Origin of the sequence: Streptomyces sp. LS1784 (genome assembly GCF_020103755.1) — a bacterium.
Taxonomy (GTDB): domain Bacteria; phylum Actinomycetota; class Actinomycetes; order Streptomycetales; family Streptomycetaceae; genus Kitasatospora.
This window is the reverse complement of sequence record NZ_JAHSQD010001066.1, coordinates 1-1275: the sequence shown is the minus strand read 5'-3', so window position 1 is coordinate 1275 and position 1275 is coordinate 1. Positions and strand designations below refer to the sequence as shown.

1 protein-coding gene is annotated in these 1275 nt (G+C 72.2%); it reads left to right on the top strand.

Translation table 11 applies throughout. From position 1 onward, the window contains the following. The coding region (locus tag KS423_RS45655) for a serine protease (protein ID WP_224285537.1) at window positions 1-1131 on the top strand (1131 nt) is incomplete at its 5' end. Between the last annotated feature and the right edge of the window lie 144 nt (window positions 1132-1275).

Genomic DNA, 1275 nt, shown 5'->3' with positions numbered 1-1275 from the left:
GCCTGCGGGCCGGACGGTCCGGCGGGCGGCGGGACCAGCCCCGCGCCGCCGCCCTCCTCCACGGCAGCGGCCCCGGCCGCGGGCTCGGGCGGCGTGATCGGCGGGATCACCCTCCCGTCCGGGCTGCCGACCAGCCTGCTGGAGGGGCTGCCCAGGAGCTGGGACGACCTGAAGAAGTGGAAGTTCGAGGACTGGGACAAGTGGGCGTCCAAGCACGTCTTCAACAACCCGGTGGTGAAGGACTTCTGGGACCCGGACAAGATGGGCGACTCCAAGCCCGCCGATCCGGCCCCGCCCGCTGCCAAGCCCGCCCCGGCCACCCCCAAGCCGTCCACCGACGACGGCGTGACCGACCCCGAACCCCCGGCGGTCAAGGCCGTGGCGATGCCCCGCCCGTACACCAAGCAGCCCTCCGGCAAGGTGTTCTTCTCCGCCAAGGGCGGCCGCGGCAACTGCTCGGCGACGGTGATCACCGACCCGCAGCACCCGGGCAAGAGCAACCTGGTCTGGACGGCCGGCCACTGCGTGCACGAGGGCAAGGGCGGGAACTTCTACAAGGACCTGGTCTTCGTGCCCGCGTACAACAACTCGGGCGCCTCCAGCGGCGGCAAGCGGGCCCCGCTGTCCGAACTGGCCCCGCTCGGCACCTGGTGGGCCGACCAGGTCACCACCTCGCCGCAGTGGATGGTCGAGGGCGGCGGCAGCGGCGACGCCGCCAACCAGTACGACTTCGCGGTCATGCGCGTGCACAACCAGAACGACACCGGCAAGTCCCTGGAGGAGACGGTCGGTTCGGCCGTCCCGGTCTGGTTCGACGCGCCGCGCGACCAGCTCAGGGTCTCGGCCGTCGGCTACCCGCTCGTCAAGCCGTTCGACGGCCAGGAGCTGTACGCGTGCGACGGCGGCAAGCCCACCCGGCTCTCCTTCGACGCCAAGCGTCCGACCATGCTGACCATCGGCTGCAACATGACCCAGGGCGCCAGCGGAGGCGGCTGGTTCGCCACCATGCCCGACGGCCGGACCGCCCTGGTCAGCAACACCTCGATCGGCACCCAGGAGCACACCTCGCTGAGCGGTCCGTACCTGGAGGCGGTCGCCCGGCAGGCACTGGACTGGATCTCCAAGAAGTAGCAGCCGCCACCGGGGAGCGGTACGGAACCACCAGCACAGCACGGGGGAACGAGCCAGCATGCCGAGAACCACCAGCCGGCGGCGCCGGGCCGCGACGGCGGGCGCCGCGCTGCTCGCCGCGCTTGCGCTGGGCACGGCCGGGTG